We start from the raw sequence: 12,661 nt of genomic DNA on the forward strand, positions 1-12,661 counted from the left end.
ACAATAATCCGGAGACAACCATGGAGAAGGACGGCGGCGGCGCATCGCTTGCGCCCTTAAATGTGAAGCGTCGCAGGCTGGTGCAGGCCGGTGTTTCGCTGGGCGCACTGGCGCTTTCGGGCGTCGTCCCGCTGCCGCTCTTCGCCGCTGAACCGGCCTCTGGCCAACGCGTTTTAAAAGGAATCAACCCCGGAATGAATCCCCTCTTTGCTTATGTCGGCTCGCGCACGACGCGCGAACGCAACGCCCGCGGCGATGGCATCAGCGTCTATCAGGTCGATACGCAGACCGGCGTGCTCACCTTCGTGCAACTCGTGAAAAACCTCGTCAATCCGTCGTTTCTCGCGCTTTCCCGCGATGGCGAACACCTCTACACGGTGCACGGCGACCTGAGCGACATCAGCGCGTTCAAGGTCGACAAGGCCACCGGCGAGCTCACTTTCCTGAACCGCCAGAGCACCGAGGGCAAGAACCCGGTGCACCTCGCGATCGATCCGAGCGGGCGTTACGTGGTGGTGTCGAATCACATCGGCGCGAGTCTTGCCGTGTTGCCGATTGCCGCCGATGGTTCGCTCGAAGCGCTCACGCAACTCGTGCATCTGGAAGGCCCAATCGGCCCGCACCGCGTCGAACAGAAGCAGGCCAAGCCGCACTTCAATCCGTTCGATCCTGCCGGACGCTTCGTGATCGTTCCGGACAAGGGACTGGACCGCACGTTCTCGTTCCGCTTCGAAAACGGCACGCTCACGCCCGCCGCGCAACCGTTCGTGGAATCGCGCGAAGGCGCCGGCCCACGCCATATCGCGTTTCATCCGCACGGCGCGTACGCCTGGGTGGTCAACGAACTGGACTCCACTGTTACCTCGTATCGCTACGACGCCGCCAACGGTTCGCTCACGCCCTTGCAGGTGCTCTCCAGCCTGCCGGACACCTATACGGGCAACAGTCGCGCATCGGAGATCGAGGTCGACCGCAACGGACGCTTCGTCTATGCGTCGAATCGCGGTGACGACAGCATTGCCGTCTTCAGCATCGATGCCTCGAACGGCCATCTACGCTTTATCGGTGCGCAACCGTCGCTCGGCAAGACGCCGCGCTTCATGACGAGCACGCCAGATGGCCGCTTCATGTACGCGCTCAACGAAGACAGCGACACCATCGTTGCGTTCGCAATCGACGCGCAATCGGGCTGGCTTGTACCCACGGGCTTCGTCGAGAAGTCGGGCAGTCCGGTCTGCATGGTGTTTTCGCACCCGCAGGCCTGATCTGTCCGCCTGAAGACGCTTTTTCGCATTTCAGAGGCACGCGGCGGGCGTCCCCCGCCGCCGGAGACATATGCATTCCCCCATGACGACCCTCGACGAACGCGCGGTCGTGCGCAAGATCGCCTGGCGCATCATCCCGTTCGTTTTCGTGCTTTACATCATTTCCTATCTCGACCGCGCCAATATCGGTTACGCGGCCTTGCAGATGAACCGGGATCTCGCGCTTAGCAGCGAGGCGTTCGGCTTCGTTTCCGGTATTTTCTTCATCGGGTATTTTTTATTCGAAGTGCCAAGCAATGCCATGCTGGCAAAGTTCGGCGCGCGCGTGTGGATCGCCCGTATTCTCGTGACGTGGGGCGCGATCTCGGTCGCCTCTGCTTTCGTGCACACCGCTACCCAGTTGTATGTCGTGCGTTTCCTGCTCGGCGTAGCTGAAGCGGGATTCTTTCCCGGCATCATCGTCTATCTGACCTACTGGTTCCGTGCCAAGGAACTGGCCACCACGGTCGCCCTGTTCACCGCCGCGATTCCAGTTTCGTATATCGTGGGCGCGCCGATGAGCACCTGGATCATGGATCACGTGGAGTGGTTTTCATGGAGCGGCTGGCGCTGGATGCTAGTGCTGGAAGGCGCGCCCGCTGTGATCGGCGGCATTGCGTGCTTCCTGTTCCTGAGCGACCGTCCCGCCGACGCAAAATGGCTCACGCCCGCCGAACGCGAATGGCTGCAAGGCCAGCTCGCCGCTGACGCCCGAGCGAGACCAAATTCGCGTCACTTTGGCTCACTCAAGGCGATGGGCAATCCCAAGGTGCTGTATCTCGCGTTTATTTATTTCGTCTACCAGTGCGGCAGCCTCGGCGTGGGCTACTGGATGCCGCAGATCATCAAGGGCTTTTCGAGCGCGCTTAGCCACACGCAGATTGGCCTGATTGCGATGGTGCCGTATCTATTTGCCACCGTCGTCATGGTGCTGTGGTCGAGGCATTCCGACCGGCGTAACGAACGGCGCCTGCATTCGGCTATTCCCTTGGGCGTGGCAGCGCTGGCGCTGCTTGGCGCAGGTCTCGCGACGAACCCCTACGTATCGATTGCGATGATCAGCCTGAGCCTGGCCGGTCTCTACGCATTCAAATCCCCATTCTGGGCGCTGCCGACCTTGTTTCTCTCACGATCCACTGCTGCGATTTCCATTGCCGTTATCAATTCAATCGGCAATCTCGGCGGCTTTGTCGGACCGTTTGCAATCGGCTACATCAAGGGCTCGGGCGCCAGCGCGACGCCGGGGCTACTATTCCTTGCCGGTCTGCTAGTGCTCGCTTTTCTGATGACCTTGTTTCTGCGCCTGACGGAACGTCCGCAATCCGATGAGGCTGGATCGGTGGCCTCGCATCACTGAGCAGCACCCAAGGCGCTTCTCGATGAAGCGCCAATAACTAAATTGACTTGCGTCCTGGAGACATCGCGAATGAAGAAGTCGGTTATTTATTTTGGCATCCTTATTACATTTACGGGTTGGTCGCCAGCAAGCCGCGCGCAGAGCAATGTCACGCTCTACGGCATCATCGACAGCGGCATCAACTACACGAATAACGTCCAGAAGGCCAGAACCGCTACGGGCTTTACCGGCGGCCACCAGATCGCGATGATCGAAGGCGGATCAGCAGGTTTGCAGGGCAGCCGCTGGGGCATAACAGGCACCGAAGACCTGGGCAACGGCATGAAGGCAATCTTCCTGCTCGAAAATGGCTTTTACAGCAATAACGGCGCACTCAATCAGGGGGGCGCGATGTTTGGCCGTCAAGCGTATGTGGGCATTAAAGGCGATATGGGGACCGTCACGCTTGGGCGGCAATACGATCCCGTCGTCGATCTGTTCCGGCCTTATCTGGCCTCGCCGCAATGGGGCGGTTATATGAATGCCCACCCTGGCGATCTTGACAACGCCCAGAACACCCGGCGCATCAACAATTCGATCAAGTTCCGCAGCAGCACCTGGAATGGATTGACGGTGGAGGCGATTCTTGGCCTGGGCGGCGTAGCGGGTTCCGTTGCGCAAAATTCGATCTGGGGCGCAGGCGCGTCGTATGCGGCGGGCGCTTTCTCCGCGGGCGCGGCTTATCTCAACGTGAGCAATCCGAACACCTCGTTTTTCGGCGCAAATCCGAATGCCGGACCGGCAACCACTAATAATCTTGGTAGCGTCGGTAGCGCAACGAGTCCTGAATCGAATCCCGTTTTCGCAGGTTATGCATCGGCAAGCCGACTGGAGATTACGGCCGCAGGTGTCGGCTTGACGCTGGGCGCGTTCAATACGAACGTGGCTTACTCGAATACCCGTTTTGAAAATCTGGGCTCGGCGGCAGGACCCGATCCTTTGCACTACGCCGGCACTGCGGCCTTCAATAATGTCGAAGTGAATCTGCAATATCAGATCAAGCCATCGCTGCTGGCCGGCGTTGCGTACGATTACACCCGCAATGGAGGCGCAGGCGGCAAGGATGGCGCCGACTATCACCTATTCAGCGCCGGGCTGGACTGGTTTCTCTCGAAGCGAACCGATCTTTACACCATCGCGGTGTACGAGAAGGCCAGCGGCACTGACTCAACGGGCGGTGCCGCTGTCGCGCAAATCACCGGGCTTACGCCCTCGTCGACCGACAAGCAGCTTGCGTTGCGCGTGGGCATCCGCCATAAATTCTAGGCATTATGTAGCCACGCTTTTTCGCCTTGCCGCAAGGCAATTTCCAGATCCGGGCGGTCGACACCGGGAAGGTCGTCCGGAATCGTGCGCCCGGCCAACGCGTTCGTGTAGGCAATGTAGCGATAGGACGGGCGAAATTTTGCCAACCGATCGGCATCCAAAGGCGGAACGCGATTCGGGTTGAGCGGTACCAGCATGTCACGCACGTACAGGCTGCGCAGGCCTGCAATGAGCCATCGCCCTTCGTGCGCCTGCATCCGCCACATGAGCCGCGAAATGCTCACAATGTCGACCTCGCATCCGTCGAGATTCATGACGCCGTGGATGGTGCATTCGGTGTCCAGCAAGGCGCGGTTCTCGCGCATCGTGACAACGGACTGTCCCATGAGATGAAAGGTTTGCACCGGGCCACGCGCCATCACAGCGGTCTGCTCGACGAAGCCCGCACCGGGGCCGCTATACCATGACACTTCGACGTGCGAGTCGGGGTGATAGCAAGCCGCCATCTCCTCCCAACGGCGGCCATCACGCGCCGCGCGTTCCCGCAACATGACATCTTCGATACGAATACGATTGAGCACTTCGGCATCAGTCATTCTGCTCTCCTTACGTCTTTACTTTCTGTTTGCCCGTTGAGCCACGCCTGTTCAGCAGCGCGTAGCGCCGCGACCAGATCGGGACGGTCAACGCCAGCGCGATCGTTACGTACCGGGCCGCCCCGAGCGCTGATGAGATAGCTCAAATGCTTGTAAGAGGATCTAAATCCCGCCAGCTTATTCAAATCGATGACCGGCACCTGGGCTGGATTACAGGCCTCAAGCGTGTCGCGAATGTAAATACCGTGCAGTCCTGCAATCAACCATCGGCTGTTGTATCGCTGGGCACGCCACAGGAGCCGGCTGTAGCTGGTGACGTGCGCGCCCACGCCATCGAGTTCCGCGAACATATGAACGGCACAGGAAGTATCGGCAATTGCGCGGTCACCTTTGACCCAGACTGCGGCGGGACTCATGCTGTCGAAGAAGACTGGAGCAGCCGCATTCGCATCACTGCCCGCCATCGAGGATTTTCTCCCCGCCTCGACGAATTCAGTTGCCGTTCCCGAAAACCACGACACTTCGACGCCCGCATCGGGATGAAAGCACGCGGCTTCCGCGTCGAAGTCGTGCGTCTCGCGCGCCTGACGCTCGCGCATGACGAGTTGCGAAACAGCATATTCATCGAGAAGCACATTTCGCGACTGATTCAACATTTTGTCTTGCGAAGCATGCGTCGCGCCGCGTGCAAGATTGACGAGGGCCACGCCGATCGACGCTCCGATCCCCGCCTTCACGGCCGTTCGCCGCGATTTTATCGATGGACTTTGGAACAAGCGAATCTCCACTAAAGCCTATTCACTGAGTTGCTTATAGGTCGCCACAGGCCGATAAAACCCGCGATGAACTTTTACATTCGACGTACGCCCTGGATTCTGCTCCAGTTCCTTCGCGTATGCCGGGTTGTCCACCACCACGACCACAGGAGCAAATCGATTCCCATTCGGTCCCGCTTAACGCAAAGCCGCCGCAACGCGAGCGCGACCATAATCTTCCAGGCAGGTCTCGATCTGCGTATGTGCATGCAGCGTCACTACGCGGCTGTCGCGGAACAAGCGCTCGAAGGGATTGCCTTCCACAATCGAGGAAGCTCCGCTGGCACGAAGCGTCAATTCCGTAATCTCCGAAGCCAGCTTGATCGCATACGCGCTTTCCAGCTTTGTGCGCGCGATTTCCAGTTCATCGATGGGCTGGCCTGATGCAGCAAACGCCTCGACTTTCATGACGTTGTCGCGCGCAAGCAGCGTCAGCGTGCGCATCCGGCAATGCAGATCGCCAAGCTGAAGATGCGTGACGGGCGCGTCGCATTGCTTGTCATATTTCGAATTGGAGATGCCGCGCCGATAAATCCTTTCCTCGAACAATTCGATAGCCGCACGCGCCAGGCCTACCGATATGGCCGCCATGAGCGACGCCGTGTGCTGCACGAGATTGACCTGATAAAGCACGCCGTCCGGCGCGGGCGTCAATCGCTTCGATGCGAAGATTTCACCGATCAGGCGCACCCGATACTCGGGCACGAAGACTTCCTCCTCAATCACTACGGTGTTGCTGCCTGAGCCGCGCTGGCCCATGACTTTCCAGTCGTCGAGAATCTGCAATTGTTCGTGCGGGACCTGCAGCAGAATCGGGCCTTTTTCCGCCTCGCCCTCACAACTCGCGCCCAGGTGATGGAATGGTGTGAAGTGGCAGGCGCTGTTGAAAGGCCAGCGCCCTTTCAACATATAGCCGCCTTCGACACGCCGCGCGGTTCCCGGGCCCCATGCCGTGATCACGCCTGAATTGAGCGGGCCGACCCAATCCATCTGGAACAGTTCGTCCTGAAAGCGACGGTCGAAATAAGCGATCCATTGCTGCGAAGTCGTCGTGACCCAAACCACCCACGCGGTCGAGCCACACCCGCGCGCAATCTCCGCGATCACGTCGAATTGCTGCAATGGCGTCAGCGCGTAGCCACCGTATTCGACCGGCACGCACATGCGAAACACGCCCAGCTCATCGAGTTCCTTGATGCTCTCATCCGGCACGCGACGCAGCGTTTCCGTTTGACGCGCCCGCTCGCGCAGACGGGGCACGAGCGCTCGAACATCGGCGAGGATCTTTGCCGCGATCGCGGCTTCGGCTGGCCGTGGGCTTCGCACGGCTTCGTTGTGGGTATTCGATAACTCAGACGCTGAAATGACGCTCATTGATTGTCTCCAGTCTTTAGTAGGCATCGGCTTTGTGTGGTCGCTAGATTCACACCGCCACACAAATATGTCAACACTTTTTGCTGTTGCTCGCTGGCCATGTTGATCTGATTCAGCGAGCCAAATTCATTGGAAAGGCGCGAATTTTCGACAAATTCCGCTATTTAAGTCATGCTTTACCGCACAATCAGTCAGCTCACAGCCCTTTATGCAGCACTTTTATATCCAAACAACGTGTCGACACATTTAAAAAGGAAGCGATCGCATGTAAGAAATAGAAGGACATCGCGGCGCAACTCGACTCCACCTGACCGACCATGCTAAAGTGGACAATCCTTCGCAAGTGTCCACACTTCGAAACCACGCTCTTATCGCCCATGTTCCGACTGAACTCATGACGAGAACGTCCACACCCGCTGCAAGCCGGCGCGCGCGCGAAACGCCGCCGCCCGACGAAGCCTCGCGCGTCAAACGCGAAGGCAATACGGCCACGCTGATCTACGAGGAACTCCGCGCGAAGATTCTCGACGGCACGTTCGCTCCGGGCGAACCCATTTCTCAGCTCTCGGTCGCAAAAACGGGTGGCACGAGCCGCGGCCCGGTGCGCGAAGCATTGCGGCGGCTGGAGCAGGAGAAACTGGTCGTTGCACAGGCCAATCGCCGCTTTTGCGTCGCCGCCTTCGACATTGGCGATCTTGAAGAGGTGCTCGGGCTTCATCTCGTGAACATCTCGCTTGCGATCCGTATCGGCACGCCCTTTCTCACCAAGGACGACATCAAGCAACTCAGCGAATGCGCGGAAGAATTCGACAAAGCCGCCAATCGCGACCGCTTCGCCTGGGACGCAACATTCCGCCGCTATGTGCTTTGTTTTGCCCAGCACGCCGGGACCCACACGGTGTCGCTCATCAACGGTCTGATCGACGACGCGCAGCGCTATCGCACGCACGTCCTGGCCGACCTGCCGCCGGTTTCCCACCCGCCGGGCAAACCGTTTCGCGAGATCACACGCGCCGCAACGGCGAAAGAGGGCCAACGCGCCGCCGAACTGTTCGCCGACCTGTTTAGCCGCATCGCGTCGCTCGTGGTGGCCAGTGCTTCGCCGCGCTACGATGCGGCGCGCCTGCGTGCATATATCGCCGCTGTTCTGCCCGATACGCCCTGACGCAGCGCTAAAAAGCGGAGGCATCATGCGAAGCCTCCGCTGCATGACGAATCAAAAGAAAGTCGTAACGCCAATAGCAACGGCGAGTTGATTCGCGCCGCTCGACGCATCCGGCGCGCCGCCCACCACGGTGACAGTCGCCGGAATGACGGACGGATTGCTGCTGTGATTGAGTGCCGCCACCAGATAGAGCATGGTGCGTTTGCTAAGCAGATAGTGCGTGCCGAGGTACGGCTCAATGATGGTCGCCGATTCGCCCGAGCGGCTACGATCCCACGCGATGCCCACGCCCGCCCCGACCGTCATGAACGGTGTGACGTAGTAGTTGGCCGCGACTTCGAAGGGTCTCGCCATCGCCTGAGAGCCGGGATAAACCGTTTCCTTCCCCTGCGAATAGTTCGCGAGCAAAGTCAGCCCGCCAATCGTATAAAGCGCACGAATCGAAAAGACATCGTTGGCGATCTGCGCGGTGCTGAAATTGTCGTGCGACCAGCCGACTCCCAGTTGCAATCCGCCATTCGTGTATTTCAGGTAAGCCGACTGCATGCTGTCATGGCGGTTATTGGCGCCAAAGCCATACATCACGCCGCCCGATACCGGGCCGAAGTTCTTCTCCCACTTGACCGAGTTATCGTACAGACCGTCGCCCGCGTGGTCGCTCACCGCTGGCGGCGGTGTGCCTGGCGTCGCACTGGTGAAACCCTCAAACCCGGCAGAAAGACCGCCTTCGATCATGATGGTCGAATTGAGGGGCATCGAGGCGTGCAGGAAGTCGAATTGTCGCCCGACTGTCACCGTCCCAAAGGTATCGCTGCGCAAGCCCACATACGATCCCCACAGCCAGAACGGGCTGAGACTCGTGCCGTTGTTAATGGAGAATTCCGATTCAAGCTGGAATATCGCCGATAAGCCTCCGCCGAGATCTTCGCTTCCTCGAAAGCCAAGCCGTGCCGGCACGCCTACGTTGCTCTCCATCTCAGCAAGCGCATGCCCAGCCGAATTGCTGACGTACTCCACGCCCGCGTCCACCATGCCATACAGCGACACGGAGCTTTGCGCATGGGCCTGATCGCCGGCGCAACCGATTAGTGTGATGAGACTGGCTGCCGCGATGCGACAGGTGACGTTCCGTGCAGTACTCTCCATTGCCATTGTCCAGTTTATCGATTGAAAAACTTTCCTCTGATATTTCCGCGATTTTTATATTGGTGTACTGATTAATTTCCTGCATCGCGGGTCTCGCACCAGCTGCCGGGGTCTAATCCATCGGGCCTACGCCGATCACGATCGGTGCGCAGCGCTGGTTCGCAAAACAATATTTCCGCGACGCAAAACTGTCAACAGTTTGAGATCGATGAAAGGACAGTAGATACCCCTGGATACCAAAAATCGGCCGTATCGAGGTTATATCGACGGATAGTGTTGACACTCAATCAGAGTGATCGGGTCGAGGAGCGTATGAACTCGACGCAAAGAATCGACGAGGGTTTTCGATTCACCATGCAAAAAAGCCCCTTACGGGGCTTGCTGGGGCAATTCGCGCGGCTTTACAGTGTCGTTGCCTGGAAACTCACCTGACGCCATGTGTCGGTGTCGAACCGCCAAACCTGCGTCGTCATGATGTGCATGTCCGAGCGCTGGCCGGTCGCGCTGATTTCGATCGACTGCCTCAGCGGCCCGGTCGCAACGGCGAGCTGATCATAGACGCGCACATCCAGATGCGCGCGCTCCGCCGAAAGAAAGCGGATCGCGCCACCTACCATCGCCAGATAGGCTTTTTTGTCATCGGTCTTGCCGTTGGCGTGAACGTGAACGACATCGTCCGAGACAAGACGATCCAATGTGTCGATATCCGCCGCCACCAGCGCGCGGCAGCGGGCCGCTTCCAGCCTGATTACTTCGTCGCGTACAGAAGCCTCGTTGTGTATCGTCATAGGTGTGTTCCGCCTTTATGCAGGTTCAACCTGCACTACGTTTTCTATGGCGCCAATGCCGTCGATCTCCACTTTCATCCGGTCGCCCGCGCGCAGCCAACGTGCGGGCTTCATCGCCACGCCAACGCCGCCAGGCGTTCCGGTCAGAATCAGGTCGCCGGGTTCCAGCGTCATCGCCTTGGAAAGATGCTCCACCTGGGCGTAACAATCGAAGATCAATTGCGCAGTGTTCGAATCCTGACGTTTCTCGCCATTCACGAAGCAGCGGATGCCCAGCGCGTGGGGATCGGCGACAGAATCAGCCGTCACGATCCACGGACCGAATGGCGCATGCGTATCGAACGACTTGCCGATCGTGAACTGCGAAGTCTGCAATTGCCAGTCGCGCACGCTGACGTCATTCGCCACGCAGTAGCCGAAAATCACCTCATGCGCGCGCTCGCGCGGCACATGGCGACAACGCTTGCCAATCACGAAGGCGAGTTCGGCCTCGTAGTCCAGTTGCGTCGATACGCGCGGCAATTCGACCGGTGCAAACGGCCCCGTCGCGGAAGTCGGCATCTTGGCGAACCACAACTGCTGCTCGGGTCGAGCCATGCCCGACTCCTCCACGTGATCGGCGTAATTCAAACCGATGCCGAGGATTTTGCCGGGCCGCTTCACCGGCGCCAGCAGCGTGACCTCTTCCAGCGCGACGTCCGCGCGGCGTGACCCGGCAAGCGTTGCGAGCCGTTCACGCCACTCAGGCCAGGCGTCGATCAACGCAATCATCTCGCGCGGCGCTTCAGGCAGATGGCGCGCAATGTCGATGACGCCAGAGTCCACCACCAGTCCGATGGCGGGCGTAGCGCCTTCGGCGCTAAATGTGACGAGTTTCATATTGCGACCCTCGGCTTAAAGAAATGTCGACTTGCCGGTAGCGGCTGTACCGACTGCGCTCAATTCGGCATCGCTCGCCCCCGACTTCCACATCCGCACCAGTTCGTCCGGATCGAATTCCACGCCGATTGGGTTGTCCGCAAAGGCCTCCGAATGAAAATACGCACCCGGATCCGCGCCGTTATCGGATTGCAATTCGATGTCGTTGCCTTCGGGATCGCGATAGTAGAACGACGTGGTCGGACCGTGATTGATGCACCAGAACGGCATGATGCCAAGCGGCTTGAGACGGTCGTAAGTCGCCAGCAGATCGCCAACGCGGTCGTAGCTATAGGCAACGTGGTGGACGCCCGCCGTCTCGCCGCCCTTGGCCGGAATATCGGGCATATTGAAGAACGCGAGCCGGTGGTGCTCGTCGTCGTAAGTGATGAAGGTGAGGATGTTGTCCTCGAATACGAGCCGCGCCTCGAATAGCTTCATGTACCACGCGACGGTCTCCGCGCGCCGTGCGCAGCGGTAGACCAGATGGGCCATTCGAGCAGGCACGATGCGCGCGGCCGTGCCTGTGACGTTTGAGGTGGATTCCAGTGTCGTCATGCTTGTCTCCTTTGCTGTGTTTGACTGATGAAAGGCCGCATCAAAGCAGGACGCGGCGGAAGTCGGCCATCAACGTGGCCAGGTAGGCGAGGAAGCGGCCGGCCTCTGCGCCGTCTACCGCACGGTGATCCCATGAAAGCGAAAGCGGAAGAATCAGACGCGGATCGAATGCATTGCCGTTCCAGACCGGCTGCGTCGCGGCGCGACCCACACCCAGGATCGCCACTTCGGGCGCATTGATGATGGGTGTGAAGTGCGTTCCGCCAATGCCGCCCAGCGAGGAAATCGACATCGACCCGCCCTGCATCTGCGCTGCGGTGAGTTTTCCCTCGCGGGCCAGTGCGGCGAGTTCGGCCATTTCCGTCGCGATGGCGGCAAGGCCCTTGCGGTCGGCATCGCGGATGACCGGCACCACGAGGCCATTGGGCGTGTCTGCTGCGAAGCCAATATGGAAATACTGCTTCTGCACCACCTCCTGTCCATCGAGGCTCACGTTGAACTGCGGGAAGCGCTGTAGCGCCGCAACGCAAGCCTTGATCAGAAACGCCAGCATCGTCACGCGTGCCGCACCTTCTTTGGATTCGCGATTCAATGTCGTGCGCAATGATTCGAGTTCCGTCACATCCGCCTGATCGAAGTTAGTGACATGCGGAATCGTGACCCAGTTGCGATGGAGATTGGCTCCGGAAATCTTCCTGATGCGCGAGAGCGGCCTGCGCTCCACGGGTCCGAACTTCGAGAAATCCACCTGCGGCCACGGCAGGATGTCCAGTCCCGTGGTATGCGCTTGCGCAGGCGTCGGCGCGGGCGTCGTTAAAACGCCCTTTGCGTGAGCCAGCACATCCTCACGCAGCACACGTGCATGGCGGCCACTGCCCTGCACCTGCGCCAGATTCACGCCGAGTTCGCGCGCCAGCTTGCGTACCGATGGACCCGCCGCGACTGCGGGCGCCGCCTGAAACCCAGCAAGCGGCGCTGGCGCGCTGGGCGTGGGTTCATCGGCACGCGATACCAGCTCCACCGACGTTCGTTGTACTGATGAATCTATGTGCGCTTCAACCGTTATCTCAGCGGCCACGTTTTCGACCGGCGCGGTGTCGAATTCAACGTGAGCGATCAACGTTCCCTGCGAAACGAGATCGCCGGGCTTGAGCAAAACCTCGCGTATCGTCCCGGCGAACGATGAGGGTACGTCCATCGTCGCCTTGTCCGATTCGAGCGTCACGAGCGGCTGCTCCATGGTCACGATATCCCCGGCGCGAACCAGCACCTCGATCACGGGAATATCCCGGTAGTCGCCGATATCAGGGACTCTCAACTGCTGCATATCCGATC

Annotated in this window: 12 protein-coding genes; 4 read left to right on the forward strand and 8 right to left on the reverse strand. The window is 59.5% G+C overall.

Features of this window, described 5'->3' with window-relative positions; translation table 11 throughout:
• Positions 1 to 20 precede the first annotated feature (20 nt).
• From F3J17_RS19365 to F3J17_RS19375, 3 genes are all read left to right on the forward strand, one after another.
• A complete protein-coding gene (locus tag F3J17_RS19365; protein ID WP_167062121.1) occupies positions 21 to 1,265 on the forward strand; it encodes a lactonase family protein in 1,245 nt (414 codons plus the stop codon).
• A gap of 82 nt (positions 1,266 to 1,347) precedes the next feature.
• Positions 1,348 to 2,661, forward strand: coding sequence for an MFS transporter (locus tag F3J17_RS19370; protein WP_167062123.1), 1,314 nt, complete (start codon positions 1,348 to 1,350; stop codon positions 2,659 to 2,661).
• A gap of 69 nt (positions 2,662 to 2,730) precedes the next feature.
• Entirely contained in the window at positions 2,731 to 3,966 is a 1,236-nt protein-coding gene (locus F3J17_RS19375) for a porin (protein ID WP_167062126.1), read from the forward strand.
• On the opposite strand, the gene F3J17_RS19380 is transcribed toward F3J17_RS19375, so the two are convergent.
• From F3J17_RS19380 to F3J17_RS19390, 3 genes are all read right to left on the reverse strand, one after another.
• The gene (locus tag F3J17_RS19380) at positions 3,963 to 4,562 is read right to left on the reverse strand and encodes a nuclear transport factor 2 family protein (RefSeq protein WP_167062129.1); all 600 of its coding nucleotides are present in this window, start codon (positions 4,560 to 4,562) and stop codon (positions 3,963 to 3,965) included. The two genes, F3J17_RS19375 and F3J17_RS19380, sit on opposite strands and share 4 nt — an antisense overlap.
• Positions 4,559 to 5,338: a nuclear transport factor 2 family protein gene (locus F3J17_RS19385; RefSeq protein ID WP_205194865.1), complete on the reverse strand. Its 780-nt coding sequence runs from the start codon at positions 5,336 to 5,338 to the stop codon at positions 4,559 to 4,561. Before F3J17_RS19385 ends, F3J17_RS19380 begins: the two co-directional genes overlap by 4 nt.
• 177 nt (positions 5,339 to 5,515) lie before the next feature.
• Entirely contained in the window at positions 5,516 to 6,751 is a 1,236-nt protein-coding gene (locus F3J17_RS19390; protein WP_167062132.1) for an acyl-CoA dehydrogenase family protein, read from the reverse strand.
• Between the two features lie 394 nt (positions 6,752 to 7,145).
• On the opposite strand from F3J17_RS19390, the gene F3J17_RS19395 reads away from it, so the two are divergent.
• Positions 7,146 to 7,916, forward strand: a complete 771-nt coding sequence (locus F3J17_RS19395) for a GntR family transcriptional regulator (protein WP_167062138.1) — start codon at positions 7,146 to 7,148, stop codon at positions 7,914 to 7,916.
• Positions 7,917 to 7,967: 51 nt separating this feature from the next.
• Here the strand turns inward: F3J17_RS19395 and F3J17_RS19400 are convergent, their stop codons facing one another.
• The 5 genes from F3J17_RS19400 to F3J17_RS19420 all read right to left on the reverse strand — a co-directional run bounded on the left by F3J17_RS19400 (position 7,968) and on the right by F3J17_RS19420 (position 12,653).
• On the reverse strand, positions 7,968 to 9,062 hold the full coding sequence (locus tag F3J17_RS19400) for a porin (RefSeq protein ID WP_167062141.1): 1,095 nt from the start codon (positions 9,060 to 9,062) through the stop codon (positions 7,968 to 7,970).
• Between the two features lie 401 nt (positions 9,063 to 9,463).
• Positions 9,464 to 9,850 carry a nuclear transport factor 2 family protein gene (locus F3J17_RS19405; RefSeq protein WP_205194866.1) on the reverse strand — a complete coding sequence of 129 codons (387 nt, stop codon included), beginning with the start codon at positions 9,848 to 9,850 and terminating at the stop codon, positions 9,464 to 9,466.
• A 15-nt stretch (positions 9,851 to 9,865) separates the two neighbouring features.
• Positions 9,866 to 10,729, reverse strand: a complete 864-nt coding sequence (locus F3J17_RS19410) for a fumarylacetoacetate hydrolase family protein (protein WP_167062144.1) — start codon at positions 10,727 to 10,729, stop codon at positions 9,866 to 9,868.
• Between the two features lie 15 nt (positions 10,730 to 10,744).
• Entirely contained in the window at positions 10,745 to 11,326 is a 582-nt protein-coding gene (locus F3J17_RS19415; RefSeq protein ID WP_205194867.1) for a VOC family protein, read from the reverse strand.
• A gap of 40 nt (positions 11,327 to 11,366) precedes the next feature.
• Entirely contained in the window at positions 11,367 to 12,653 is a 1,287-nt protein-coding gene (locus F3J17_RS19420) for a dihydrolipoyllysine-residue acetyltransferase (protein ID WP_167062147.1), read from the reverse strand.
• Positions 12,654 to 12,661: the final 8 nt, after the last annotated feature.

It is taken from the genome of Burkholderia sp. Ax-1719 (genome assembly GCF_011753055.1).
Taxonomy (GTDB): Bacteria; Pseudomonadota; Gammaproteobacteria; order Burkholderiales; family Burkholderiaceae; genus Paraburkholderia.

Bases quoted from the DNA above. Each gene is read 5' to 3' on its own strand.
- F3J17_RS19370 (WP_167062123.1), top strand. From the start codon at position 1,348: ATGACGACCCTCGACGAACGCGCGGTCGTGCGCAAGATCGCCTGGCGC.
- F3J17_RS19410 (WP_167062144.1), bottom strand. From the start codon at position 10,729: ATGAAACTCGTCACATTTAGCGCCGAAGGCGCTACGCCCGCCATCGGA.
- F3J17_RS19400 (WP_167062141.1), bottom strand. From the start codon at position 9,062: ATGGAGAGTACTGCACGGAACGTCACCTGTCGCATCGCGGCAGCCAGT.
- F3J17_RS19390 (WP_167062132.1), bottom strand. From the start codon at position 6,751: ATGAGCGTCATTTCAGCGTCTGAGTTATCGAATACCCACAACGAAGCC.
- F3J17_RS19420 (WP_167062147.1), bottom strand. From the start codon at position 12,653: ATGCAGCAGTTGAGAGTCCCTGATATCGGCGACTACCGGGATATTCCC.
- F3J17_RS19365 (WP_167062121.1), top strand. From the start codon at position 21: ATGGAGAAGGACGGCGGCGGCGCATCGCTTGCGCCCTTAAATGTGAAG.
- F3J17_RS19375 (WP_167062126.1), top strand. From the start codon at position 2,731: ATGAAGAAGTCGGTTATTTATTTTGGCATCCTTATTACATTTACGGGT.
- F3J17_RS19415 (WP_205194867.1), bottom strand. From the start codon at position 11,326: ATGACGACACTGGAATCCACCTCAAACGTCACAGGCACGGCCGCGCGC.
- F3J17_RS19380 (WP_167062129.1), bottom strand. From the start codon at position 4,562: ATGACTGATGCCGAAGTGCTCAATCGTATTCGTATCGAAGATGTCATG.
- F3J17_RS19405 (WP_205194866.1), bottom strand. From the start codon at position 9,850: ATGACGATACACAACGAGGCTTCTGTACGCGACGAAGTAATCAGGCTG.
- F3J17_RS19395 (WP_167062138.1), top strand. From the start codon at position 7,146: ATGACGAGAACGTCCACACCCGCTGCAAGCCGGCGCGCGCGCGAAACG.